Source organism: Halomonas alkalisoli (assembly GCF_021412585.1).
Classification (GTDB): Bacteria; Pseudomonadota; Gammaproteobacteria; order Pseudomonadales; family Halomonadaceae; genus Halomonas; species Halomonas alkalisoli.
This window is the reverse complement of sequence record NZ_JAKCMI010000012.1, coordinates 108,359-132,486: the sequence shown is the minus strand read 5'-3', so window position 1 is coordinate 132,486 and position 24,128 is coordinate 108,359. Positions and strand designations below refer to the sequence as shown.

General features: G+C 63.2%; 20 protein-coding genes. 12 read left to right on the top strand and 8 right to left on the bottom strand.

What is annotated here, in order from left to right; translation table 11 throughout:
* Window positions 1-11: 11 nt before the first annotated feature.
* Window positions 12-323 (top strand): SCP2 sterol-binding domain-containing protein, encoded by a 312-nt coding sequence (locus LY622_RS02640; protein WP_234282725.1) that lies wholly within the window; start codon window positions 12-14, stop codon window positions 321-323.
* 56 nt (window positions 324-379) lie between these two features.
* Here the strand turns inward: LY622_RS02640 and nudC are convergent, their stop codons facing one another.
* From nudC to LY622_RS02620, 4 genes are read right to left on the bottom strand one after another with little or no spacing between them, the layout of a single operon-like run.
* Window positions 380-1,156 (bottom strand): NAD(+) diphosphatase, encoded by a 777-nt coding sequence (gene nudC / locus LY622_RS02635; protein WP_234289466.1) that lies wholly within the window; start codon window positions 1,154-1,156, stop codon window positions 380-382.
* On the bottom strand, window positions 1,156-1,914 hold the full coding sequence (gene dnaQ / locus LY622_RS02630) for a DNA polymerase III subunit epsilon (protein ID WP_234289465.1): 759 nt from the start codon (window positions 1,912-1,914) through the stop codon (window positions 1,156-1,158). The genes nudC and dnaQ overlap by 1 nt, the downstream gene beginning before the upstream one ends.
* 10 nt (window positions 1,915-1,924) lie before the next feature.
* Complete coding sequence (gene rnhA / locus LY622_RS02625) at window positions 1,925-2,416, bottom strand: ribonuclease HI (RefSeq protein WP_234282719.1); 492 nt, start codon at window positions 2,414-2,416, stop codon at window positions 1,925-1,927.
* Window positions 2,409-3,197, bottom strand: a complete 789-nt coding sequence (locus LY622_RS02620) for a methyltransferase domain-containing protein (RefSeq protein ID WP_234289464.1) — start codon at window positions 3,195-3,197, stop codon at window positions 2,409-2,411. Before LY622_RS02620 ends, rnhA begins: the two co-directional genes overlap by 8 nt.
* 211 nt (window positions 3,198-3,408) lie before the next feature.
* Here LY622_RS02620 and gloB point away from each other — a divergent pair, with 211 nt between their 5' ends.
* From gloB to LY622_RS02585, 7 genes are all read left to right on the top strand, one after another.
* Window positions 3,409-4,176, top strand: coding sequence for a hydroxyacylglutathione hydrolase (gloB, locus tag LY622_RS02615; protein ID WP_234289463.1), 768 nt, complete (start codon window positions 3,409-3,411; stop codon window positions 4,174-4,176).
* A 69-nt stretch (window positions 4,177-4,245) separates the two neighbouring features.
* Window positions 4,246-5,403 (top strand): transglycosylase SLT domain-containing protein, encoded by a 1,158-nt coding sequence (locus tag LY622_RS02610; protein ID WP_234289462.1) that lies wholly within the window; start codon window positions 4,246-4,248, stop codon window positions 5,401-5,403.
* A 108-nt stretch (window positions 5,404-5,511) separates the two neighbouring features.
* Complete coding sequence (locus LY622_RS02605) at window positions 5,512-7,347, top strand: extracellular solute-binding protein (RefSeq protein WP_234289461.1); 1,836 nt, start codon at window positions 5,512-5,514, stop codon at window positions 7,345-7,347.
* A 50-nt stretch (window positions 7,348-7,397) separates the two neighbouring features.
* On the top strand, window positions 7,398-8,471 hold the full coding sequence (locus LY622_RS02600; RefSeq protein ID WP_234282708.1) for a microcin C ABC transporter permease YejB: 1,074 nt from the start codon (window positions 7,398-7,400) through the stop codon (window positions 8,469-8,471).
* 4 nt (window positions 8,472-8,475) lie between these two features.
* Window positions 8,476-9,561 (top strand): ABC transporter permease, encoded by a 1,086-nt coding sequence (locus LY622_RS02595; protein WP_234289460.1) that lies wholly within the window; start codon window positions 8,476-8,478, stop codon window positions 9,559-9,561.
* Window positions 9,554-11,152, top strand: a complete 1,599-nt coding sequence (locus LY622_RS02590; protein ID WP_234289459.1) for an ABC transporter ATP-binding protein — start codon at window positions 9,554-9,556, stop codon at window positions 11,150-11,152. The genes LY622_RS02595 and LY622_RS02590 overlap by 8 nt, the downstream gene beginning before the upstream one ends.
* A 200-nt stretch (window positions 11,153-11,352) precedes the next feature.
* Window positions 11,353-13,089: a GGDEF domain-containing protein gene (locus tag LY622_RS02585; RefSeq protein ID WP_234289458.1), complete on the top strand. Its 1,737-nt coding sequence runs from the start codon at window positions 11,353-11,355 to the stop codon at window positions 13,087-13,089.
* A 2-nt stretch (window positions 13,090-13,091) separates the two neighbouring features.
* On the opposite strand, the gene LY622_RS02580 is transcribed toward LY622_RS02585, so the two are convergent.
* Window positions 13,092-13,793, bottom strand: coding sequence for a pseudouridine synthase (locus LY622_RS02580; RefSeq protein ID WP_234289457.1), 702 nt, complete (start codon window positions 13,791-13,793; stop codon window positions 13,092-13,094).
* A complete protein-coding gene (locus LY622_RS02575; RefSeq protein ID WP_234289456.1) occupies window positions 13,793-14,608 on the bottom strand; it encodes an amidohydrolase in 816 nt (271 codons plus the stop codon). The genes LY622_RS02580 and LY622_RS02575 overlap by 1 nt, the downstream gene beginning before the upstream one ends.
* A gap of 132 nt (window positions 14,609-14,740) precedes the next feature.
* On the opposite strand from LY622_RS02575, the gene rarD reads away from it, so the two are divergent.
* Window positions 14,741-15,667 (top strand): EamA family transporter RarD, encoded by a 927-nt coding sequence (gene rarD / locus LY622_RS02570; protein WP_234289455.1) that lies wholly within the window; start codon window positions 14,741-14,743, stop codon window positions 15,665-15,667.
* A 20-nt stretch (window positions 15,668-15,687) separates the two neighbouring features.
* Here rarD and LY622_RS02565 read toward each other — a convergent pair whose 3' ends face one another.
* Together LY622_RS02565 and LY622_RS02560 are read right to left on the bottom strand one after the other, a co-directional pair.
* Window positions 15,688-17,280: a methyl-accepting chemotaxis protein gene (locus LY622_RS02565; RefSeq protein WP_234289454.1), complete on the bottom strand. Its 1,593-nt coding sequence runs from the start codon at window positions 17,278-17,280 to the stop codon at window positions 15,688-15,690.
* Window positions 17,281-17,470: 190 nt separating this feature from the next.
* Window positions 17,471-18,745, bottom strand: coding sequence for an O-acetylhomoserine aminocarboxypropyltransferase/cysteine synthase family protein (locus tag LY622_RS02560; RefSeq protein WP_234289453.1), 1,275 nt, complete (start codon window positions 18,743-18,745; stop codon window positions 17,471-17,473).
* A gap of 139 nt (window positions 18,746-18,884) precedes the next feature.
* Between LY622_RS02560 and LY622_RS02555 the strand changes: the two genes are divergently transcribed.
* The 3 genes from LY622_RS02555 to LY622_RS02545 all read left to right on the top strand — a co-directional run bounded on the left by LY622_RS02555 (window position 18,885) and on the right by LY622_RS02545 (window position 24,122).
* Window positions 18,885-20,606, top strand: a complete 1,722-nt coding sequence (locus LY622_RS02555; protein ID WP_234289452.1) for a SulP family inorganic anion transporter — start codon at window positions 18,885-18,887, stop codon at window positions 20,604-20,606.
* Window positions 20,607-20,870: 264 nt separating this feature from the next.
* Window positions 20,871-22,031 (top strand): TAXI family TRAP transporter solute-binding subunit, encoded by a 1,161-nt coding sequence (locus LY622_RS02550; protein ID WP_234289451.1) that lies wholly within the window; start codon window positions 20,871-20,873, stop codon window positions 22,029-22,031.
* A 66-nt stretch (window positions 22,032-22,097) separates the two neighbouring features.
* The gene (locus tag LY622_RS02545) at window positions 22,098-24,122 is read left to right on the top strand and encodes a TRAP transporter permease (protein ID WP_234289450.1); all 2,025 of its coding nucleotides are present in this window, start codon (window positions 22,098-22,100) and stop codon (window positions 24,120-24,122) included.
* Window positions 24,123-24,128 lie beyond the last annotated feature (6 nt).

Sequence of the window (24,128 nt, the reverse complement as noted above, 5' to 3'; positions counted from 1 at the left end):
GAAGCCCTCGCATGTCCAGCAACACCTTCGACAAACTACAAGATCGCTTCGACCCTCAGGCCGCAAAGGGCATGGATGACATCTTCCAGTTTCACTTCAGCGACAATGGCAGCCACTATCTGGTCATCAAGGATGGCAACCTGGCCATTGAAGAGGGCGAGCACGATGATCCCTCGGTCAGCCTGAGCATGAGCACCGATACCCTGAAGGGTGTGATGAATGGCGAGATCAACGGCATGACCGCCTTCATGACCGGCAAGCTCAAGGCAACCGGTAATGTCATGCTGGCAACCAAGCTGACGAGCCTCTTCCCGTCACGCTGATCCGGCGCAGCAACAAGAAGCCGACGCGGGCCGCCATATGGCGGCCCGTGCGGTTTTCATCGAAGGCTGCCCTTCACCTCGGCGAGATGCGTCTCGATCAGGGCTCGTGAGATGGAATAGGGCGGCGGCAGCTGAGGCAGCCGCTCGGGACTGAACCAGGCTGCATCGGCTATCTCGACACCGTCGATACGGATGCGCCGGCTGGCGGCTTCGGCGAAGAACCCCAGCATCAACGCATGGGGAAATGGCCAGGCCTGGCTACGGTAGTAGCGGATTCGCCCGACCGTCACCCCCACCTCCTCGAATATCTCCCTGTGCACGGCCTCTTCAGCGGACTCCCCAGGCTCGATGAAGCCGGCCAGCGTGGAATAGCGCCCGGGAGGAAAGCGCGGACTCCTGGCCAGCAACATGTCGTTTCCATGGGTCACCAGGGTGATGATACAAGGAGAAATCCTGGGGTAGTTGCGAAGCCCGCAGGCCGAACAGTGCATGGCAAATTCACCACCCAGCCGCACCGAAGCGGCGCCGCAGCGACCACAGTAGCTATGGTCGCGAAGCCAGGCCGAAACCTGCAGTGCCGTGGAAAGCAGCGGAAACCAGGACTCGGGGAGCCTCGCCAACCATTGCCTGCCGTCCGGCCAGTCGTTACCTCCCTGGGTCTCCACTGCCAGAGCCACCGGCTCGTCGTGCCAGTAGCACAGCGGCTGCATGGACGATGTCCATTCCTGTTCGGGCTGCAGGGGCGTTGCATCCGGCCCGGGCGCGATGCGGCCAGCGGCAACCCGGATTACCCGGCCTCGAGCCACATGGAGGGGAAGGTCGCGGCGCAGCATCAGATCGGCTTTTCAGCCAGGCCGCTCGCCGCGGCGAGCTCATCCCAGTGGCAGGACCCGGCAGCCTGACGGATCTGCTCGAGCTTGGCCTGATGCGCGACCAGTTCCTCCGCGCCAGGGCGCAGGACGCTCAGGCTGGCCGTCGATGACAAACGTCGAATCGACAACCCCCCAGCCATGGCGTCATCGGCACGGCGCTCTTCGGCATCCAGTGTCAGGGCCGTCTGGCCACCGGTCATGGCGAGGTAGACCTCGGCCAGGATCTCGGCATCCAGCAGGGCCCCGTGGAGTACCCGACGGCCGTTGTCGATCTCGTAGCGCTTGCACAGCGCATCGAGGTTGTTGCGCTGTCCCGGGTGACGGTCGCGGGCCAGTCGCAGGGTGTCCAGGATGGAGCAATGCTCAGCAACCGGGCCCAGGCGTGGCTCGCGGCGCTGGGCGTGAAGCAGCATGAACTCGTGGTCGATGAACCCCACATCGAAGGCCGCGTTATGGATCACCAGTTCGGCACCGACAATGAAGTCCCAGAACGCATCGGCGATATCGGCGAAGACCGGCTTGTCGTTCAGGTCGTCGTTGGTAATGCCGTGCACCGCGATGGCTTCGGCTTCGATCTCCCGCTGCGGATTGATGTATTGATGGTAGGTCTGTCCGGTAAGGCGGCGGTTCACCAGTTCCACGGCACCGATCTCTATCAGCCGGTGCCCTTCCTTGGGATCGATACCGGTTGTTTCCGTATCCAGAACAATCTGACGCATGACACATGACTCACGATGATTTGATGACGACGCCTGGTTTGGCGCGATGGGCATCGATGGCGGCATTGGCCAACGCATCGGCACGCTCGTTGCCCGGGTGGCCGCTATGGCCCTTCACCCAGTGCCACTGCACCTGATGCCGGCTGGCCTCCTCCAGTAGCTCTCGCCACAGCTCAGCGTTCTTGACCGGCTGTCGGTTGGCCGTCTTCCAGCCACGCTTCATCCAGCCATGGATCCACTCGGTAATCCCCTTTCGCAGGTATTCGGAGTCGGTCCAGAGGTCGACCCGGCATGGCTGCTTGAGCTCACGCAGCGACATGATGGCCGCCATCAGCTCCATGCGATTGTTGGTGGTATCGGCTTCGAACCCATTGAGGGTCTTTTCGTGCCTGCCACTGGTCAGCACCGCCCCCCAGCCGCCCGGCCCCGGATTCCCTCGACATGCCCCATCGGTGTAGATGGTGACGCTGGATAACGGCTTGGCTTGATCGGTATCACTCAACCTCGGTGGTCCTTCTGCTCGGTTCTTCTACTGCGGGACGCCCGACCCGGGAGGCATGGCCCAGGGAACTGCCACCCAGCGCGCCACCGAGGCGAAGACGGGGGCGCTGAACCTGAGCCAGCTTCGTTCGGCGACGCGCGCGAATGATGTAGCTGTCCCCCAACGGCACGTTATGACGTCGCCCCAGGGTCTCCAGGGCGGCGTTGCCCGGCATTCTGCCGGGGAGGTGAAAACCACAGTAGTCTACCCGCTCGATTCGGAAATCCACAAATGCCAGCCAATCGCGCAGCTTGGCCGGTGTTCGCCACTGCCCTCGCCACGGTAGTCGACGCCGTCGGCCCGGCGAGAGTCGCGATAGCCCAGCCACGCCAAGCGGGGCCCAGCCGAAAATGATCAGACAGCCATCGTCGCCGGTAAGCCGAGCGGCCTCCTGCAAGAGTCGATGGGGGTTCGGCACGATTTCCAGCAGATGGTGGATGACCACCAGCTGCAGGCTCTCATCGGGCAGTGCCAAGGCATCGGGAGGACAGACCAGGGTCGACGGCTGCTCGGCCAACTCTGCAGTCGGCGCCCAGCGCATGCTGTGGTGAATGGGCGACATGTCGGTCAGGGTAGGCCCCATTCCGAGCTCGAGGCTGTGGAGCCCATGCAATCGCTCACAGACAGGGCCCAGGCAGGCGCGTTCGGCTCGCCAGTGGGCGACACCGTCAGGGCTTGACCAGTAATTCCGCCCTTCCCGGAACAGTTGAGCCAGAGCCAGCAGGTCCTCTGAGTTTGACATTGGCTACAACACCCTCCATTATCACCGGTTTTGCAGGCAATTTATAGCAAAATGGCAGCGTTTAGCCGCCATGGCAATGGTTCTCGGCTATAGCGCGCAGTGATCGTTCGTGCCTGGAAACCTTGTGCACGCATCGATAGTGCGGCTTGCGAGAACAAGGCTCAGAGCCCTGCAACACACCGGTTGACGACGCGACGAGGACGTTAGGCCTATGCTGAGCGTGACACCGATTCCCGCTTTTGGCGACAACTATATATGGCTGATGCGCCAGGATACGAGCCCCGATGTCTGCATCGTGGACCCCGGCGATGCTGCCCCGGTCATTCAGATACTGGAGCGGGATAAGCTGAATCTCGCCAGCGTTCTCATTACCCATCATCATCATGATCATGTCGGCGGCCTTGCCGAACTGATCGAACGCTACTCTCCCCATGTCATCGGTCCGCACAATCCCCAGATCGCCGGTATCGATGAACGCGTCGGCGAAGGTGACACCTGCCGTGTCATGGGGCGCCTTTTCGATGTCATGGAAGTGCCGGGGCATACCCTGGATCATATCGCCTTCTTCACTGCCGGCATCCCGCCCCTGCTGTTCTGTGGCGACACCCTGTTCTCGGCCGGCTGCGGGCGACTTTTCGAGGGCACTCCGGAACAGATGCACCATGCCCTGCAGGCGCTCTCCAGGCTGCCCGACGACACCCTGGTCTTCGCCGCCCACGAATATACCCAGGCCAATCTGACGTTCGCCAGTGCCGCCGACCCGAACAATCCAGACGTGGCCGTGGCACTCAAGGAGGCCCAGCGCGCCAGGGAGCTAGACCGGCCGACCCTGCCCAGCAGCCTGGGGCGCGAGAAGCGGATCAACCCCTTCCTGCGCTGCGCCGACCCCGACGTGCGTGCCACGGCCTCGCGACATGGCAATACCGATACCGACCAGGCCACCTTCGCCACCCTGCGGGCCTGGAAAGACACATTCTGATTTTCGACGCATCCCATGGAAGCCTGGCGGCACCCCGTCACGCCGCCTCAGCTACCTGAAGGAGAACGCATGACCTACCATACCGCTCGACGAAGGGCCCTGGGCCTCGTCAGCAGCCTTGCCCTGTTCGGAGCCCTGGCTGCCGGAGCACACAGCCAGGCTGCCCCCCACCCGGGAGCCAGCAATACGTTCTCGACGACGCATTTCTGGAACGACCTCCAGCTCGACTTTCTTCCCGGCGACACCTGGGAGCGGCTGCGTGACAACCTGCAATGGCAGGACCGTACCCATGATGCGCGCGTCCAGCACTGGATCGAGCACTATCGGGCCAATCCGTCCAATGTGATCGAGATCATCGAGCGGGCCCGCCCCTGGATGGCCTGGATCAACGAGAAAGTGGAGACCCGCGGCCTGCCGGGCGAAATCGCCTTGATCCCCTTCGTGGAGAGCTCCTTCGACCCCACGGCGCGCAGTCATCGCGGCGCCGCCGGGCTCTGGCAATTCATGCCCGGCACGGGAGATGCCCTGGGCCTGAGCCGCCGCAATGGCTACGATGGTCGTCTCGATGTCGTGGCCTCGACCGAGGCTGCCCTGGATTATATCGAGCTGCAGGCAGAACAGTGGTATGAGGGTGACCTCGAGCTCTCTCTCGCCGCCTACAATGCCGGCGCCGGGACCGTAAACCGGGCACGACATGCTGCCGGCGCCCGCGGAGAGCCCACGGACTACTGGCACCTCCAACTGCCCAACGAAACCATGAACTACCTGCCAAAGCTCAATGCCATCGCGGCCATCATCGCCGACCCCGATGCCCACGGCATCGATTTGCCGGAAATCGACGATGCGCCGGCCTTTGCCAAGATCACGGTGGAGACACCGATCAATCTCGGTCAACTGGCCACCATGTCGGGCGTGGACCAGGCCGAACTCTCGGCACTCAACCCCGGCCTGACCAATGGCAGCGCCCACCCGGCCACTGCCAAAGTGGTGCTGGTGCCGATCGAGCACGAAGAAAACGTCCTGGCCCACCTTACGGCGCCGGCATCGCCGAATCCCGGCACTGGGGCGGAGCAACATGTCGTCGCCAGAGGCGACAGCCTGTCGGCCATTGCCGCCCTGCACGGCAGCAGCGTGGAAGAGATCCGCCAGCACAATGGACTCAACGGGGATGTCATCCACGAGGGTCAACGCCTGGACATTCCCCGGCGCAGCCTGGCCGCTCGTTGACAGCTAGCGTCATCAAATTAGACAAGATAGGTTTACAAGCAACGGAAGGACTGACACCTTAAGGCGGCACCCCTCCTGACGGGGCATGTTTCAGCAAGGATGTCATCGATGCGGTTCGTCATGCGTTGCCTCTTCCTAACTGCCCTGGCCTCGGGCTGGGTTTCGTCGATACCGGCCGACGAGCACGGCACCATTCCCACGGTGCATGGTCTTGCGCTCTATGACGAGCCAGCCCTGGATGAAGACTTTGCCCACTTCCCCTACGTCAATCCGGATGCTCCCAAGGGGGGCAGCCTGGTCCGTGCGGCCGTGGGCAGCAGTTTCGATTCGACCAACCCCTTCATCATCCGCGGCACGCCCGCCATCGGCATCGGCGAGATCTATGACACCCTGCTGGTGGAAAACGTCGATGAGCCATTCAGTGTCTATGGCCTACTGGCCGAAGGCATGCGCCTCGACCCCGACCGGTTCTGGATCGAGTTCGACCTTCGGTCCGAGGCACGCTTCCACGACGGCGAGCCCGTCACCGCCGATGACGTGGTCTTCAGCTTCAATCTGCTGGTGGAGGAAGGCAACCCGTTCTATCGAGGCTACTACGCCGATGTGGAGAGCGTCGAAGCGCTGAACCGCCATACCGTCCGCTTCGAGTTCGCCACCAACCACTCCCGCGAGCTGCCCTTGATCGTGGGCCAGTTGCCGATCCTGCCGAAGCACTACTGGGAAGAGCGCGACTTCAGCGCACCGACCCTGGCACGCCATCCCGGTTCCGGTCCCTATCGCCTCGCCGATGTGGAACCTGGCCGCCGCATCGTCTATGAGCGAGTGCCGGACTACTGGGGCGTCGAGCTGCCCGTCAATCGTGGACGCCACAATATCGACCGGCTCATCTACGATTACTATCGAGACCGCGATATCGCCTGGGAGGCCTTCAAGGCCGGCGTCATGGACTATCGCACCGATGCCCGTGCCGCCACCTGGGCCATCGGTTACGACTTTCCCGCCTACAACGACGGCCTGGTGAAACGGATCACCGTGCCGGACGGACAGCCGTCACGCATGCAGGCCTTTGTCTTCAACCTGCGAGAGGAAAAATTCCAGGACGTTCGCGTACGCGAGGCGCTCAATCTCACCTTCGACTTCCCCTGGCTCAATGCCAACCTCTTCTACGACTCCTACAGCCGGACAGAGAGCTACTTCCAGAACTCCGAGATGGCCGCCGAGGGCCTGCCGAGCGAGCCGGAACTCGCCCTGCTCGAGCCGCATCGTGACGACTTGCCCGAGCGGGTCTTCGGCAGCGAACTGCCCATCGACCACCCGACCGAGCTACGTGAACGCCTGCGCCTGGCCTACGAGCTGCTGCTGGAGGCGGGCTACGAATTTCGGGATGGAGTCCTGGTGAATGGCGATAGCGGCCGTCCGCTGTCCGTCGAGGTCATGCTGTTCGACAGTGGCCTGGAGCGGGTCGTGCAGCCCATGCTGCGCAACATGTCACGCCTCGGCATACAGGGCAGCCTGCGTATCGTCGATATCAACCAGTACCTCAACCGCCTGAGAAGCTTCGACTTCGAGATCATCACCGGGCAGTTTCCCCAGTCCAACAACCCCGGCAACGAACAGCGCGAATTCTGGACCAGCGACTTCGCCGAAAGCCCTCAGAGCCGCAACCTGATGGGGTTGCAGAGCCCCGTGGTCGACGAGCTGGTGGAGCGTCTGATACGGGCCGACAGCCGGAGCGAACTCAACACCGCCGCCCGTGCCCTGGACCGGGTGCTGCTGTGGAACTTCATCACCATCCCCCACTACCATTCCGGCGAGACGCGAATTGCCGTCTGGGACAAGTTCGGCTACCCCGAGCCCTTCCCCAAGTACGGCTTCGACCTCTCGGCCTGGTGGGTCGACAGTGAACGGGAAGACGAAATCAACCGTCGTCTTCGCCGTCGATAAGCCGTGCGGGTACCCACAGCCACTGCTGCTTTCATAAGGACGACCCCATCGTGAGCCGCTACATCCTGCGCCGACTGCTGCTTATGATCCCGACCCTGATCGGGATCATGCTGCTCAATTTCATCATCGTGCAGGCCGCCCCGGGCGGGCCCATCGACCAGATGATGGCGCGCTTCGAGGGTATCGACGCCATGTCCAGCACCCGCCTCGATGCCGGCGGCGGCGACGTCGTGGTACGGGACGAATCACGCGGTGCTCGCGGCGTGGACCCACGCTTCATCGAACAACTCGAGCAGCAGTTCGGTTTCGACAAGCCCGCCCATATCCGCTTCCTGGGGATGATGCGCGACTATGCCACCTTTGACTTCGGCAATAGCTTCTTCCGTGACCGGCCGGTCGTCGAACTGATGATCGAGCGATTGCCGGTGTCGATATCCCTCGGCCTCTGGACCACGCTGCTGGTCTACCTGATATCGATTCCGCTGGGTATCCGCAAAGCGCTGCATCATGGATCACGGTTCGACGTCTGGACCTCGGGGCTGGTAATCGTGGGTTACGCCATCCCCGGCTTTCTGTTCGCCATCCTGCTCATCGTGCTGTTTGCAGGGGGCAGCTACTGGGACCTGTTCCCCCTTCGCGGCCTCACCTCGCCGGATTTTCACGAGCTCTCCACCTGGGGCAAGATCAAGGATTACTTCTGGCACATTACCCTGCCGGTGGTGGCCATGACCGTTGGCAGCTTCGCCACCCTGACCATGCTGACCAAGAACAGCTTCCTCGACGAGATCCACAAGCAGTACGTGCTCACCGCCCGAGCCAAGGGCGCCAGTGACCGTCGGACACTCTATGGCCACGTGTTCCGCAACGCCATGCTGATCATCATCGCCGGCATGCCCGGCGCGCTGATCACGATCTTCTTTACGGGCTCGCTGTTGATCGAGGTGATCTTCTCACTGGAGGGGCTGGGGCTCCTGGGGTTCGAAGCGGTAATGCAGCGCGACTATCCGGTGATCTTCGGCACGCTGTTCCTCTATACCCTGATCGGGCTGATCCTCAAGCTGATTTCCGACCTCACCTATGTCTGGGTGGATCCACGTATCGATTTCGAGACCCGGGAGTCCTGAGCCAATGACCCTTGCGTTCACCTCCAAGCTCTCCCCCATCGCCCGGCGACGCATCAGCGTCTTCCGCCAGAACCGCCGGGCGCGGGTATCGCTGCTGATCTTCCTGGTACTGTTTGGCCTCAGCCTCCTCGCCGAGCTGATCGCCAACGACAAGCCCATCGTGATGCAGTTCGATGGGCAGTGGTATGCCCCCCTGCTGGTGGATTACCCCGAAACCGAGTTCGGCGGCTTCCTGCCGACACGCACCGACTACCACGACCCGTTCATACAGGCGCAGATCGAGGATCACGGCTGGGCTCTCTGGCCACCGATCCCGTTCTCCTACCAGACCCTGGACATGCAGATGATGCGTCCTTCGCCATCGCCCCCCGACAGGCGGCATTGGCTGGGCACCGATGACCAGGGACGCGATGTCCTGGCCCGGGTCATCTATGGTTTCCGCTTGTCGGTGTTCTTCGCCCTGGTGCTGACTGCCGGCTCCCTGGTGATGGGCGTGCTCATCGGTGGCATACAGGGCTACTTTGGCGGCAAGACCGACCTGGTCGGCCAACGGCTGACAGAGATCTGGTCGGGACTGCCGGTACTGTTTCTCCTGATCATCCTGGCCAGCCTGGTGCAGCCCGGCTTCTGGTGGCTGCTGGGCATCATGCTGCTGTTCTCCTGGCTGGGACTGGTGGACGTGGTACGCGCCGAGTTCCTGCGGGCACGCAACCTGGAGTATGTGCGTGCCGCCAAGGCCATGGGCCTGCCCTCGCGCCTGATCATGTGGCGTCACGTCCTCCCCAACGCCATGGTGGCGACACTGACCTTCATTCCCTTCCTGTTCACCGGTGCCATCACCACATTGACCGCCCTGGATTTCCTCGGCTTCGGCCTGCCGCCCGGCTCACCATCGCTGGGTGAGCTGGTGGCCCAGGGCAAGAACAACCTGCACGCCCCATGGCTTGGGATCACCGCCTTCGTCAGCCTGTCGCTGATGCTGTCGCTGCTCGTCTTCATCGGCGAGGGGCTGCGCGATGCCTTCGATCCGCGCCATATCCAACACGCCCCGAGTGCCACTCCCCAGACCAGGACTCAGCCCAATGCCTGAATCGCATTCACGAGACTTGCTGCGTTTCGACAAGCTGACCATCGCGTTCAACGGCGTTCCGGTATTGCAGGAGCTGTCCCTCGAGGTGCGGCGTGGCGAAACTCTCGCCCTGGTGGGCGAATCCGGTTCCGGCAAGTCGGTATCGGCGCTGGGCGCCATGAACCTGCTACCCGACAATGCTCAGGTGGAGGGTGGCCGCTGGCTGGGCGAAACTGACCTGACCCGCCTCAGGAAGCGCGACTGGCAGGGGCTTCGTGGTGGGCGTGTCGGTTTCATCTTTCAGGAACCGATGACGTCGCTCAACCCGCTGCACACCGTAGCCAAGCAGATCGGGGAGACACTGCGGCTGCATCAGGGACTATCCGGCCGGGCGGCACGCGAACGCACGCGCAAGCTGCTGGAGCAGGTGAAACTGCCACGCCCCGATGAGCTGCTGGACGCCTGGCCACACCAGCTCTCCGGCGGCCAGCGACAGCGGGTGATGATCGCCATGGCCATTGCCAACGACCCCGAACTGCTGATCGCCGACGAGCCCACCACCGCGCTCGACGTCACCGTTCAGCAGGAGATTCTCGCCCTGCTCGCCGAGCTGCGCGATCGCCACGGCATGGGCATGCTCTTCATCACCCATGACCTCAACCTGGTTCGTCGGCATGCCGACCGGGTCTGCGTGCTCTACAACGGCCGGGAGCAGGAGACCGGTCCGGTTTCCGAGGTCTTCCACTCACCTCGTAGCGACTATACCCGCACCCTGCTGGATGCCGAACCCGCCGGGCACCCCTCGCCGGTGCCGGCCGGCGCCCCGCTGATCAGCGCACGCGGTGTGACGGTCAGTTTCCAGCGACCAAGGCGGCTGTTCGCCAAGCGTCCGCCAGCCTTCGTGGCGGTCAAGCCGGTGGACCTGCACATCGCCCCCGGCGAGACCCTGGGCATCGTCGGTGAATCAGGCTCCGGCAAGACCACCCTGGCCATGGCGCTACTGCGACTCACGCCCTGTGACGGCGAGATCGACTTCGGCGGCGAACGTCTCGACCGCTTGAGCGGTAACGCCCTGCGCAAGCGTCGACGCCGCTTCCAGGTCGTCTTCCAGGACCCCTATGGCTCGCTATCCCCACGCCTGCCAGTCTCGGAAATCGTCAGTGAGGGACTGCGCTTCCACTATCCCAAGCTTACGGACAGCGAGGTCCTGCAACGGGTTCAAGCCACGCTCCACGAGGTCGGCCTACCCGCCGATTGTGCCGCACGCTACCCCCATGAGTTTTCGGGAGGCCAGCGCCAGCGCATCGCCGTGGCTCGGGCGCTCATTCTCGAACCCGACCTGGTGATACTCGACGAGCCGACTTCGGCGCTTGATCGAACCGTACAGAAGCAACTCGTGGAACTGCTTCGCGACCTGCAGACTCGCAGGGAATTGAGCTACCTCTTCATCAGCCATGACCTTGCTGTCGTGCGTGCCATGGCCCACCGGGTGATGGTGCTGAAGGACGGTGAGCTGATTGAGGAAGGCAACTGCCAGGATGTACTCGAGAACCCCACCAGCGACTACACGCGGGCGCTGGTCAAGGCGGCGGGACTTCGTCCTGACGCCTGAGACGGTGCTTACCGTCCTGTACGCATGAGCGCTTTGCGAGGTCAGGGCCAGGAGGCGGCTGACAGGAAGATAACGGTATAAATAGCATGGCCCGTCCAATCCAGCGTTGATAATTACGTACCACCTTGTGAACAACGAAGGCGGTTTCGACGAATTGTTGCTCTATACTGTGGCCTGCCTTCCTGCCCCAAGTGATGCCTATGAGACTCTCCCTTTCCCTGCTCTGGGCGCTGCTGCTTGCTATCACACCACAGCTTCTTCTCGCCTCCACGGCGCCGCTGGATCTCGATGCGGGTTGGGAGTACCGCTGGGGGGATTCGCCGCTGCAAGCCGATGGCACGCCCACGTGGACCCAGGAAGAAGCCACGGAGGCGTGGCAGGCGATCGACTTCCCTTCCAATCCGCCGGGCCGAGATGGCGAAAGTAATGCCTGGTTCCGCATCACCCTGCCTTCGGGCGAATGGCGTGATCCCGTGCTTTATATCTACAGTGTCGATCTGATCGTACAGGTCTACCTGGAATCGGAATTGATCTACCAGTACGGTCATTTCGATGAACAGGGCAAGGGGCGCTTCGAAGGTTGGCCTTGGCATATGATCAGCCTGCCGGAGGATTTCGCCAACAAGCCGCTCTATTTCCGGATCTTCTCCAACTATACCGATATCGGCCTGTGGGGCGAGGTGAAGCTCATGGACCGCCCCGACCTCTGGCAATTCATACTCACGAATTCAGCCGTCGATCTGGTGATCAGTGCCTTCTCCCTGCTTCTTGCCTTGCTGGCCGGCGTCTTTGCCTTGATCCACTCCAGGCGACGCAGCTTTGCCGGTATCGGCCTCTTCTCTTTCGCCTCCGGCATCATGATTCTTGCCGAGACCCAGGCCAGCCAGCTGCTGCTGAACCTGCCGCTGTTGTGGGACTACCTGGCAGCCGCTGGCTATTATGCGTTACCGATCGGTATAGGACTGCTGCTCGAGCACTGGTTCGATTCACGGCACTCACGCTGGATCCGTCTATTATGGCAACTCCATCTCGCCTACCTCGTGGCAGCGTTGACGCTAGCCATGAGTGGGGCCGTCAATCTTTCCAGCACCTTTCCCGTTTACGATGTCCTGCTGGCCATCACCCTGCCATCCCTGTTCATCATCCTTGCGCTGCGAGTGAGCGCGCTCAATGGCGAGCAGCGATGGATCGTCGCCACCTATGCGCTGTTCGGGCTGCTCCTGCTGATCGACATGGCCGTGGCTCACGGGCTGCTGCCCTGGGCCCGCGTGCCGGTCAGCGCCGGCGCCCTGGCCTTCAGCCTGACTCTCGTGGCGATTTCAATACGCCACTACTCTCGCACCCAGACTGAGCTGGTTCGGCTCAATCAGCGTCTCGAGCAGCAAGTGGAAGAGCGTACCCAGGCGCTCCAGAAGATGGTCGAGAAGCTGCTCGCCTTCTCCTATCAGGACCCCTTGACGGGGCTGAAGAACCGGCGCCACTTCGACGAGATGTTCCAGCAGGAGGCCGCGATCGCCCGGCGGGGGAAGCCTGTGACCCTGGTCATGCTCGATATTGACCATTTCAAGCATTTCAATGATCTCCATGGCCATGAGGCCGGCGATACCGTACTCATGACCATGGGAAAACTACTCAGTGACTATTTCCGCGAAGACGATGCGGTCTGTCGGTTGGGCGGTGAGGAGTTCGTTGTCGTCATGCCGGGCGCCACGTCCGCCGAGGCGACGGATCGCATCGAACGGTTCCTCGTGTCGATGCGTGACCAACGCTTTATGCATGGCGAAAAGGAACTGGGCCGCGTCAGCCTCTCTTGCGGTATCGCCACCTACCCCGATCATACCGACGATCCCGTGGAATTGATTCGGCTAGCCGACCAGGCGCTCTACCGCGCCAAGCAACGCGGCCGAGACCGCTTCGAAACCTACGCCGCGTCCTGAGTTCAGAGAAAGGCCGCCACCTCCACGTCAGTCAGCTCCCGCCACTCACCTGGCGCCAGCTCGCCGAGGCTCAACGGCCCGATGGCTGCCCGGTGAAGCGCTTCCACACGGTTACCGATAGCGCCGAACATGCGCTTTACCTGATGATATTTTCCCTCGTAGAGCGTCAGCTCGGCGTCGACAGGGGTCAGCATGGCCAGCTCGGCGGGCTGCGTCGGTTTCTCCTCCCCGTCGAGCAGGAGCCCTTCGGCAAAGCAGGCCACGGCGCGCTCCAGCGCCTCACCCTCGAGCGGCTCAGCCAGGGTGACCCGGTAGACCTTGCCACAGCGCTTGCGGGGCGACGTGACACGATGAGACCACTGCCCGTCGTCGGTCAGCAGGACCATGCCGGTAGTGTCGACATCGAGCCGCCCCACCGTCTGCAGGCGATCGGCCTTGGGCAGGTCGATCAGGTCGATTGCCCGAGGATATAATCCATGCCGGGCGGTGCACTCCACGCCAGCCGGCTTGTTCAACATGATATAGCGCAGTCCGACCAGCACCAGGGGCTCATCCTCCCAGAGCACCCGGTCCTGCTCGCCCACCTGAAGCGCGGGCTGCTTGATCACCTCGCCATTGACGGTGACCTCGCCCCGGTGCAGTGCCTTCTTCGCCAGGCTGCGGGTCAAGTCGGTAGTCTCGGAAAGAAATCGGTCCAGCCGCATCAGAAACCCACCCCATCGGCGACATTGAAATGATCGGCATCCCGCCACGCCGGAAATTTCTCGCGGAAGGCATCGAGCGCATCCCGGGAAAGCACCCCCGTCTTGATGAAGGGCTGGTCCCGGGGCTCGTCGATCATCGCCTCTCCCTTGAAGTCCACCAGCATCGAGTCGCCGGCGTAAGCCATGCCATTGGCATCTTCGCCGACACGATTGACGCCGATCACCGGGCAGAGGTTCTCGATAGCCCGCGCCTGGAGCAGGATGCGCCAGGGATGGCGCCGCGGGGCGGGCCAGTTGGCCACGCAGAGCAGGGCATCGTATTCGAAATGCTCATTCGCGGCGGGTTGTTGACGCAGCCAGACGGGGAAGCGCAGGTCGTAACAGACGCTCAGCAGGATGCGAAAGCCCTTCAACGTGACGATCACACGCTCGTGGCCCATGGAGTAGCGCTCGTGCTCGCCGGCCATACGAAACAGGTGGCGCTTGTCGTAATGGGCGCGGCTGCCATCCGGACGTGCCCAGATGAGACGATTGTAATAGTGCTCGCCTTCCACCACGGCTACGCTCCCGGTCACCACACAGCCACGATCGATGGCCTGCTGCTGGATCCAGGCCACGGCGCGGCTCTCCTCCATGGGCTCGGCCATTTCACGCGAGTTCATGGTGAAGCCGGTGGAGAACATCTCCGGCAATACGATCAGGTCGGTCTGCGAACCATCGAGTTCGCCCAATTCCTCTTCCAGCATGCGGCAGTTGGCATCCGGGTCTTCCCAGCGCAGGTCGCACTGCACCAGTGTCGTACGCAAATCGGTCATCTCGGCTTCCCTTGGGTGAATCGCCATCTTCACAGCCTAACTCAGCAGGGCTGCGCCGTCAGCCAGCGCTCGCCGCCATGGAAAAGAGACAAATAGCCTGCTAAGTTATTGCTTTCACCAAGAGACGATGGAATGTTCACCAAGCCCCTCTCCGACCCTGAAGCCGCCAAGGGTGTTGCCTTCGGGCTTACCGCCTATGTGATGTGGGGCTGTTTTCCGCTGTTCTTCGCCCTGTTCCAGGGTGTGCCCGCCTTCGAGGTCCTGATTCACCGCGTCATCTGGTCGTGTCTCTTCCTGGTGGGGCTTGTCACGGTGATGAAGCGCTGGCACCCGATACGCCAGGCGCTGGCCGAACCCAGGCGGCTCGGTCGAGTACTCGGCTGCGCCGTGTTGATTGCGATCAATTGGGGACTCTATATCTATGCCGTGGAGACCCGCCAGGTCTTCCAGGCAAGCCTGGGCTACTTTCTCACGCCGCTGGTCAATGTCGCGCTCGGCATGCTGGTACTACGCGAACGCATGGCGGGGCTGCAGAGCCTGGCCGTACTGCTTGCCGCGACGGCCATCGTGATACAGCTGGTGCTGCTGGGGGAGCTGCCATGGATCAGCCTGACCCTTGCGCTCTCCTTCGGCACCTACGGCCTGCTGCGCAAGCAGGTGCCCTTGGACGGCCTTTCCGGCCTCTTCGTGGAAACCCTGCTGCTCCTGCCCCTGGGGCTGATGGCGCTCTCCTGGCTTTCGATGGCCGAGCTATCCCATTTTCTCGACGCGCCTCGCACGACCCTGCTGTTGATAGCCAGCGGGGTGATCACCGCCCTGCCCCTGCTCGCTTTCGCCGGTGCCGCGCGACGGCTGCGCCTGGCGACGCTCGGCTTTCTGATGTATCTCAACCCCACCATTCAGTTTTTCATCGCACTGCTGGTGTTTCGCGAGCCGCTCTCCCCGGTCCAGCTGGCCACCTTCGTGTTGATCTGGACCAGCCTGGCGCTGTATTCCTGGTCGGCGTGGCATACCCGTTCCCGGCCACCACTGGCTCCAGCAGGGAGCCAGTCGAAATGACCGGCTAGCGCCAGCAACGATCAGGCCGCTTCGGGCTTGTAGCCGACACGGAAACCACCCCAGTGCTTGCCACCCACGTAGATCGGCACCGAGAGGTCGTGCATGATCTCGCCGGTGTCACGCTTGTAGGTCTGCAACAGCAGCGTTTTTTCATGGGAACCGCAGCGCTGACCGGTGGGGTCTTCGTAGATCCGTCGGTTGCGGCAGAACTTGAGATCGTGGTCATAGTCGCCCCGGGGCGGCTGGCTGACGTTCTGGTTATGCGTCGGTATGTAGCCGCGGCGGTCGATGCCGATGGCGTAGGCCACCCCCAGACGCTCCAACAGCGGCTCCTGGATGGCCGGAAAGTGTTCGTCCGTATAGCTGACGAAACCGGTCATGTACTGCGGGGGATTGGTATCGGGTATCGGGGTGTAGGTGGCTTGGAAAAGGGTCTGCTCGTCGAGCTCACCGCGCTTGATGGCCGAATCGAGCAGTGAGCCGAGCTTGGCCGCGGCCTGTCGTGCCGCCTCGAATACCTGCTGGTGACGCCCTTCCAGCCGCTGTTGCGCCAGCGCCCCATCGACGGCTTCCGCCCCCTCCATGAGCGAGCGGGCCTGGCTTGCAAGGCCATGCATATCGTGGGTGCCCTGCTCGGTCTCACCCTCCAGGGTCGTCAGCGTTCCTGCCACTCGCTGGGAGTGCCGGTTGGTATCGTCCATGGCCTCGGCAATGGAGCGGATCTCGCTTTCGACCTGATCGAAGTTGCCGGTCATCTCGGTGAGCTGTTCACCGACCTTGCTCATCTCCTTGGCACGATCACCGACGCGCTGCATCAGATGACCGATGGTATCGACCACGCGATGGCTGCTGTCCCCGATATCACCGACCAGGGCTTCGACGTTGCGGGTGGCATCCGCCGTACGCCCCGCCAGCTGGCGCACCTCACCGGCCACCACGGCAAAGCCACGACCGTGCTCGCCGGCACGGGCCGCCTCGATCGAGGCATTCAGTGACAGCAGATTGGTCTGTTCGGCGATCTCCTCGATCAGCGAGGTGACGTGGCGCACGCTGTCGGCCTTCTGGCTCAGCATGTTGAGCAGTTCCAGCGCCTCTTCCGAACGCTCGGCCAGCGCCTGCATCTCCTCGATGACCTGGCCAAGCGCTTCACGACTGACATGGCTGGCATCCCGGGAGCGGCTGGCAAGATTCGCCACGTTGGCCGCACTGGCTGCCACCTGTTCGATGGCAGAAGTGATCGAGGCCATGCTGGCGGAGGCCTCGCGCACCGTGTGCCCCTGGCGCTCGAGGCGCTGATCCATGCGGTCGGCATGATGCGACACTTCGGCGGAGGCGATCGCGGTGTTGCTGGCCTGGCGTATCAGGCCATGGGCCATGCGCCGCAATGAGAGGTAATCCCGTGTGGCCGGCAGCCAGGCCTTGATGCCCTGCGTCTCCAGGGCTGCGGCATTGGCTCCATAGACATTGGCCAGCCCGATCAGCGACAAGAGGCTGCCGGCCAGGACGCCGAGACCCAGGCCCAGGTAGAGCTGCCATCCTGAGCCGAGATCGTTCAATACGAAAACGCCCGCGGCAAGAGAGACCGCGGCTAACAGAAACATCAGTATCCGCATGACGCCTTTTCTCTTTGTTATTGGGAATAATCAGAGATTAGCGTCTTGCGAGTGGCATTCGCATCACCACTTTGGCCTGAGAGACCAAAGCACAACTCAAGTCGATGACACATCAGCCGATATAATGAAGTTATGCCTCAGGATATACCGACTGTGGGGTGGGCCGCCCCATGCAGGGGCGCCCACGCCGTCAGGCCTGACTGGCGGCGAGCGCCTGCTCCAGATCGGCGATAATATCATCGATATGCTCGATGCCGATGGAGAGGCGCACCATGTCGGGTGTCACGCCGGCGGCGATCATTTCCTCGTCATTCAGCTGGCGGTGAGTAGTCGATGCGGGAATCGACGAGCAGGTCTTGGCGTCGCCGATGTTGACCAGGCGCAGGATCATGCCCAGCGCGTCGTAGAAGCGCGCCCCCGCCTCGCGGCCGCCCTGGATGCCGAAGCTGAGAATGCCCGAGGCATGGCCGTCCATGTAGCGCTGGGCGAGCTCATGATCCTTGTGAGCGGGAAGACCGGCGTACTGGACCCAGTTCACCGCCGGATGTCCCTCCAGGTACTCGGCCACCTTCCGCGCATTGGCGCAGATACGCTCGATCCGCAGCGACAGCGTTTCCAGACCCTGCAGGAGATTCCACGCCGCCTGGGCCGACAGTGCCGCCCCCATGTTCCGCAGCGGCACCACCCGTGCACGGGCGATGAAGGCGGCTTCGCCGACGTCGCGGGTATAGCTCACCCCATGATAGGAGACGTCGGGCTCGTTGAGCAGCGGGAAGCGCTGCGGATGATCGGCCCAGGGGAACCTGCCGGAATCGACGATGACGCCGCCAACCGTGGTGCCATGGCCGCCGATATACTTGGTCGCGGAGTGGATGACGATGTCCGCCCCCTGCTCTATCGGCCGCCACAGGAAGGGGGTGGGCACGGTGTTGTCCACGATCACCGGAACGCCATGGCGATGGGCGGCCTCGGTCAGGCGCGCCATGTCGACAACGCTGCCGGACGGGTTGCCAACGCTTTCGCAGAAGACGGCCTTGGTCCGCGCATCGATCAGCGACGCGATGCCCTCGATGTCATCCTTGTCGGCGAAGCGCACCTCGATGCCCTGGCGCGGCAAGGTATGCGCAAACAGGTTGTAGGTGCCGCCATACAGTTCGCTGATGGAGACGATATTGTCACCGGCCTCGGCGATGGTCTGGATGGCATAGGTGATCGCGGCCATGCCGGAGGCGACCGCCAGGCCGGCGATACCGCCTTCCAGTGCAGCGACGCGCTGCTCAAGCACCGCACAGGTTGGATTCATGATGCGAGAATAGATGTTTCCCTCGACCTTGAGATCGAACAGGTCGGCCGCATGCTGGGCGTTGTCGAAGGAAAACGAGGTGGTCTGGTGGATAGGAACGGCCACGGCATGCTGGTCGTCGGGTGAGTAGCCGTGGTGCAGGGCGATGGTCTCGGGCTTCATGGCGTGTCCTGTCGGTTCGAAGAAACGTTCGGTTTTATTTCACCTGATGCTAACCAAGTCTCAACCCTTGCACCAATATCGTTTAGTCTGGTGCTCTACGCCTCCTGCCGGCCCAGACACTCAACCTCGAAGAGAACGGATGCTCAAGCGCTACCTGCCGATACTGACGTGGCTTCCTCACTACAACCGCCGGCTGTGCGGCGCCGATCTGCTGGCCGGAGCGATCGTCACCATGATGGTGATACCGCAGTCACTGGCCTATGCCATTCTTGCCGGCCTGCCGCCGGTGGTGGGCCTTTACGCCAGCCTGCTTCCGCTGCTGGCCTATACCCTGCTTGGCACCAGTCGAACGCTTGCCGTGGGCCCTGTTGCCATCATTGCGCTGATGACAGGGGCGGCCCTGAGCGGGGTCGCCGCACCCGGCAGCGCGGCCTATCTCCAGGCGGCCCTGGTGCTGTCCCTGCTCTCCGGGTTGATGCTGGTGGTCATGGGGATGCTGCGCATGGGCTTTCTGGCCAACTTCCTGAGCCACCCGGTAATCGCCGGTTTCCTGTCCGCTTCCGGCATCCTGATCGCGGCCAGCCAGGCCGGCCACCTGCTGGGTATCGACGCCAGTTCCACCGCGCTGTTGCCGCGCGTCTCGGAGCTGGTCACCGGGTTACCGGAAGTCCACCTGCCCACCCTGGCCCTGGGGGGCGGCTGCCTGCTGTTTCTGGTCCTGCTGCGGCTGCGCGGCAAGCGGGCGTTGCGGGGGCTCGGCCTGCCCGGCAACCTGGCCGACCTGCTCACCCGGGCCGGCCCCGTCCTGGCCGTGGTGGTCACCACCTGGATCACCTGGTATTTCGACCTTGCCGCACAGGGCGTGGCCGTCATCGGCGACATACCCCGTGGGCTGCCTCCCCTGACGCTCCCCGGCTTCGACACCTCGCTGTGGCGGGCCTTGATGATCCCGGCCTTCCTGATCAGCGTGGTGGGTTTCGTCGAGTCCGTCTCCATGGGGCAGATGCTCGCCGCCAGGCGGCGTGAACGCATCTCTCCCAACCAGGAGTTGATCGGGCTCGGCGGAGCCAACCTGGCAGCGGCCTTTTCCGCCGGCATGCCCGTCACAGGAGGCCTGTCACGCACGGTGATCAACTATGATGCGGGCGCCCGCACGCCACTCGCCGGCTTTTTCGCCGCCATCGGCATCGGCGCGATCACGCTCTACTTCACCCCGGCCCTCTACCACCTGCCCATTGCCACCCTGGCCGCCACCATCACCGTGGCGATTCTGACCCTGGTGGACATTCCCATGATCCGCCAAACCTGGCGCTACTCCCGCAGCGATTTCTCGGCCATGGCGCTGACCATCCTGCTGACCCTGGTAGAGGGGGTGGAAGCCGGCATCATCAGCGGTGTCGCGCTTTCCATCGGCCTGTTCCTCTATCGCACCAGCCGCCCCCACAGTGCATTGGTGGGCCGCATACCGGACACCGAGCACTTCCGCAACGTCGAACGCCACGACACCGAGACCGTCAGCCACCTGGCCCTGCTGCGCATCGATGAAAGCCTCTATTTCGCCAATGCCCGCTACCTGGAGGATACCGTCTACGACCTGGTCGCCACCCGCCCCGAACTCGAGCACGTGGTATTGATCTGTTCGGCGGTCAACCTGATCGACGCCTCCGCCCTGGAGAGCCTCGACGCCATCAACGCGCGTCTCTCCGACTCCAGGGTCACGCTGCATCTGGCCGAGGTTAAAGGCCCGGTCATGGACCAGCTCAAGCGCAGCGACTTCCTCGACGACATGACCGGCCGGGTGTTCCTGAGCACCTATGCCGCCTGGCGCGAATTGTCACGCCCCTCCGACGCCATGGACTGACGCACCACCTCTCCTTGCGCCAGAAAAGCCTATACCTTGGTCGCATGTTTCGCTTTTTGGCATTCGCCGCAGCTTCCGCCTCTCCCCCTCTTCCAGCGACTTATCAATCAGTTGACACCTGTGTTCCGCCAAGCGGACGAGCAAGCCTCGCGACAGGGACAAGCATGCGTTGACACCGACTCGTCGCCTTCCTAGTATCGAGTGCAGTTTCGGAATCAAATACCGCACAGCAAAACAACAATCGCTTTGTACAGGAGTCGTTCCATGCGCCAGTTCTCCCGCTCACTCATTCTCGCCGCCCTGCCGCTCTCGCTGCTCTCCGCCGGCGTGGCCCAGGCAAGCGAGGTCGAGCTCCCGCGCACCATGGCCTGGACCGCCTACGGCACGAATTCAAGCGGCTACGCCCAGGCCGTGGCCATCGGCAACATGCTGCAGAATACCTACGGCACCTCGGTGCGTATCCTGCCTGGCGACAACGATGTCTCGCGGATGACGCCGCTCAAGCAGGGCCGCGTCGACCTCTGCGCCTGCGGGATCGCCAGCTATTACGGTGCCGAAGGGGTCATGATGTTCGCTCACCGCGACTGGGGCCCCCAGCCCATCCGAGTGATTACCACTTCTACGGCTTCGTTCGGCCTGTCACTGGCGGTCGCCGGGGATCTCGACGTCGTGACGCCGGCTGACCTGGCCGGCAAGCGTATCGCCTATATTCGCGGGGACGATGCCCTGAACAAGGGCACCGAAGCCTACCTTGCCTTCGGTGGATTGACCTGGGACGACGTGGAGCGCATCGACTTTCCCGGCTATGCCCGCTCCTTCGACGGCATCATTGCCGGCAACGCCGATGCCTCCTTCACCACCACCGTGACTCCGCCAGCGCAGCAGCTTGCAAGCAGTCCTCGAGGCATCAGCTGGCCGGTATTGGACCCCGACAATGCCGAGGGCTGGGAGCGCATGATGGCCGTGGCGCCGTACTTCCGCCCCCATGAGGTGACAGCCGGCGCGGGTGACATCAGCGCCGACAACCCCGTGCCCAGCGCCAGCTATCCCTATCCGATCGTGGTCGGCAATCAGGACCTCGACGACAAGGTGGCCTATGGCCTGATCAAGGCGTTGCAGGAAAACTACGACGACTACAAGGATGCCGCACCCGGCGCCGTGGGCTACGCCTTCGAGTACCAGGATCTGCAGTGGGTCATACCGTTCCACGATGCGGTCGTCGAGTACTACGAGGAGATTGGCGTCTGGACCGACGAGATGCAGGCGCACCAGAAGGGGCTGGTGGAGCGCCAGGAGCTGCTCGTCGCCACCTGGAGCGACTTCATTGCCGACGCACCTGAAGACGAGGATGAGTTCCGTGATGCCTGGATGCAGGCGCGCGCCGAGGCACTCAGCGACGCCGGTCTCGAACCGGTGTTCGAATAAGCCGCGCCCTCTCAGCCTGAACCTGGGGCGGCCTTGCCGCCCCTTCCCCGATTCACGGACGCCACCATGACCAACCCCACTCCCCCTGCCGATTCGACGCGCGAGCTCAAGGAAAAGGTCACCCACGTTCGTCCGCTTCCCCCTGCATTGCGCTGGATTCCCGGCGCAGTGACAGTCCTGCTGATGTTGATGACCCTGGATTACCTCTTCAACACGGGTTGGCTGCGCTTCATCACCGGGTTGGAGACCCAGTTCTACTATGCCGTGGTGGCCCTGCTGCTGCCGCTGGTCTATCTGCTGTGGCCGATCAAGTCGTCCCTGCAACACCGCCCGGTGCCCTGGTACGACTACGCGCTGTGCCTGGCGACGCTGATTGTCGGCGGCTACTTCGTCTACAACGCCGAGTCGATTCTCGAGCGCGGCTGGGCCTTTGCCGCCCCCGATATCGCCATCCTGGCCAGCTATGCCTGGTGGCTTCTGATCGTGGAGGCAGCCCGGCGCGCCGGCGGCTGGCCCATCGCCGTCATCGTGTCGCTGTTCTCTCTCTACCCTTTGGTCGCGGATATCGTGCCCGGGCCGATCCAGGCGTTCCCCTCCACCCTGGAGGAGACCGCCATGTACCACACCATGAGCACCGAGAGCATCATGGGCGTGCCGCTGCAGGCCTTCGCCGGCCTGGTCATCGGCTTCCTGGTGTTCGGCGTGGTGCTGCAGAAGAGCGGTGGTGGCAAGTTCTTCATCAACCTGGCCTTCGCCCTGCTCGGCCACGTCCGCGGTGGGCCGGCCAAGGTCTCGATCTTCTCCAGCGGCCTGATGGGCTCGATGAGCGGCAGCGTGATCAGCAACGTGCTGACCACCGGCGTGCTGTCGATTCCCGCCATGCGTCGTATCGGCATGGGCCGCTCTTTTTCCGGCGGCGTGGAAGCCTGCGCCTCCACCGGCGGGGTGCTGATGCCCCCGGTGATGGGCGCCACCGCCTTCGTCATGGCGATGTTCCTCGACGTGCCCTATGCGGCCGTCGCCCTGGCCGCGGTCATTCCCTCGATTCTCTATTTCCTGGGGCTGTTCATCCAGATCGATGCCTACGCCGCGCGCCACGATATCAAGGGGCTTCCCGCCGCTGAATTGCCCTCACTGTTGCAGACGCTGAAGGAGGGGTGGTACTTCATCTTCGTCTTCGCACTGCTGGTATGGATGCTGTTGGTGATGCAGCGCGAAGCCGTGGCTCCCTTCTATGCCACCGCCCTGCTGCTGGTGCTCAACCAGTTCTCGCGCCGCAACCGCTGGGGGCTGCGCGAGCTGGGCGAGTCGCTCTCCTCGGCGGCCAAGCTGTTCGCCGAGCTGATCGCCATCCTGGCCGGCGTCGGCATGCTGGTCGGCGCCCTGTCGATGACCGGCCTCTCCGGCACCATCGCCAACGACTTCATCCATATCGCCGGTGGCAGCGTGCCGCTGCTGCTGCTCATGGGTGCGCTGACCAGCTTCGTGCTCGGCATCGGCATGACCGTCACCGCCGCCTACATCTTCCTCGCGGTGGCACTGGCCCCGGCGTTGATCCAGGGCGGCGGGCTCGACCCCATGGCGGTGCACATGTTCATCCTCTATTGGGGCATGCTCAGCTTCATCACCCCACCGGTGGCCCTGGGCGCCTTTGCCGCCGCTACCGTGGCCGGCGCGCGCCCCATGGCCACCGGCCTGCAGGCCATGCGACTGGGTAGCGTGATCTACTTCATTCCTTTCCTGTTCGTGCTCAACCCGGCGCTGATCATGCAGGGCGAGCCGCTCCAGATCGGCCTGGTCTTCGTACAGGCGCTGGTGGGCATCGTGCTGTTTGCCTCCGCCATGCAGGGGTATCTGATCGGTGTCGGGCGACTCGGTGTCGGTGCCGTTTGCGAGACGCTTGTCCGCGGCCTGGTGCTGGTGGCCGGTCTGCTGTTCGCCTTGCCCGGTGGCGGCATGGTGCCGCTCAGCCAGGTCGAGCTGTTCGCCTACGCCCTTGCCGCCCTGGTCCCTGCCGTACTGCTGGCGCGCTGGAGCCAGCGCCGGGCCCGGCCACAGGCGGCGACGCTGACGCCGCCCACGGACTCATGAGCTACC

What these genes read in the sequence shown, in the direction of transcription:
- LY622_RS02640 (WP_234282725.1), top strand. Translation starts at nt 12, where the DNA reads ATGTCCAGCAACACCTTCGACAAACTACAAGATCGCTTCGACCCTCAG.
- nudC (WP_234289466.1), bottom strand. Translation starts at nt 1,156, where the DNA reads ATGCTGCGCCGCGACCTTCCCCTCCATGTGGCTCGAGGCCGGGTAATC.
- dnaQ (WP_234289465.1), bottom strand. Translation starts at nt 1,914, where the DNA reads ATGCGTCAGATTGTTCTGGATACGGAAACAACCGGTATCGATCCCAAG.
- LY622_RS02620 (WP_234289464.1), bottom strand. Translation starts at nt 3,197, where the DNA reads ATGTCAAACTCAGAGGACCTGCTGGCTCTGGCTCAACTGTTCCGGGAA.
- gloB (WP_234289463.1), top strand. Translation starts at nt 3,409, where the DNA reads ATGCTGAGCGTGACACCGATTCCCGCTTTTGGCGACAACTATATATGG.
- LY622_RS02610 (WP_234289462.1), top strand. Translation starts at nt 4,246, where the DNA reads ATGACCTACCATACCGCTCGACGAAGGGCCCTGGGCCTCGTCAGCAGC.
- LY622_RS02605 (WP_234289461.1), top strand. Translation starts at nt 5,512, where the DNA reads ATGCGGTTCGTCATGCGTTGCCTCTTCCTAACTGCCCTGGCCTCGGGC.
- LY622_RS02595 (WP_234289460.1), top strand. Translation starts at nt 8,476, where the DNA reads ATGACCCTTGCGTTCACCTCCAAGCTCTCCCCCATCGCCCGGCGACGC.
- LY622_RS02590 (WP_234289459.1), top strand. Translation starts at nt 9,554, where the DNA reads ATGCCTGAATCGCATTCACGAGACTTGCTGCGTTTCGACAAGCTGACC.
- LY622_RS02585 (WP_234289458.1), top strand. Translation starts at nt 11,353, where the DNA reads ATGAGACTCTCCCTTTCCCTGCTCTGGGCGCTGCTGCTTGCTATCACA.
- LY622_RS02580 (WP_234289457.1), bottom strand. Translation starts at nt 13,793, where the DNA reads ATGCGGCTGGACCGATTTCTTTCCGAGACTACCGACTTGACCCGCAGC.
- LY622_RS02575 (WP_234289456.1), bottom strand. Translation starts at nt 14,608, where the DNA reads ATGACCGATTTGCGTACGACACTGGTGCAGTGCGACCTGCGCTGGGAA.
- rarD (WP_234289455.1), top strand. Translation starts at nt 14,741, where the DNA reads ATGTTCACCAAGCCCCTCTCCGACCCTGAAGCCGCCAAGGGTGTTGCC.
- LY622_RS02565 (WP_234289454.1), bottom strand. Translation starts at nt 17,280, where the DNA reads ATGCGGATACTGATGTTTCTGTTAGCCGCGGTCTCTCTTGCCGCGGGC.
- LY622_RS02560 (WP_234289453.1), bottom strand. Translation starts at nt 18,745, where the DNA reads ATGAAGCCCGAGACCATCGCCCTGCACCACGGCTACTCACCCGACGAC.
- LY622_RS02555 (WP_234289452.1), top strand. Translation starts at nt 18,885, where the DNA reads ATGCTCAAGCGCTACCTGCCGATACTGACGTGGCTTCCTCACTACAAC.
- LY622_RS02550 (WP_234289451.1), top strand. Translation starts at nt 20,871, where the DNA reads ATGCGCCAGTTCTCCCGCTCACTCATTCTCGCCGCCCTGCCGCTCTCG.
- LY622_RS02545 (WP_234289450.1), top strand. Translation starts at nt 22,098, where the DNA reads ATGACCAACCCCACTCCCCCTGCCGATTCGACGCGCGAGCTCAAGGAA.